The 392-nt window shown below is 70.4% G+C and carries 1 protein-coding gene; it reads right to left on the bottom strand.

The features are described from left to right. The coding region (locus AC1DUE_RS20595; protein ID WP_477041258.1) for an FAD-binding protein at positions 1–392 on the bottom strand (392 nt) is incomplete at both ends.

The raw sequence follows: 392 nt of genomic DNA, 5'->3' as shown, positions 1-392 counted from the left end.
GGTTGGAGCCGTGCATGCCGCCCGCGACCTCGCCCGCGGCGAACAGACCGGGCACGGCGACGGCCGCCGCAGTGTCCGAGTCGACGGCGATTCCGCCCATCACGTAGTGGCAGGTCGGGCCGACCTCCATCGCCTCCGCCGTGATGTCGACATCCGCCAGCTCCTTGAACTGGTGGTACATCGAGGGCAGCCTCCGCCGGATCGTCTCTGCGGGCATCCGGGTCGACACATCCAGGAACACTCCACCGTGCGGTGAGCCGCGGCCCGCCTTCACCTCGGAGTTGATGGCACGGGCGACCTCGTCGCGCGGCAGCAGTTCGGGCGGGCGGCGGTTGTGGTCCGGGTCCTCGTACCAGCGGTCGCCCTCCTCCTCCGACTGCGCGTACTTCTCC

The sequence above is a fragment of the Cellulomonas sp. P4_A2 genome, assembly GCF_056402515.1.
Note: the sequence above shows the minus strand (reverse complement) of the source record. Positions and strands in the feature narration are given on the sequence as shown.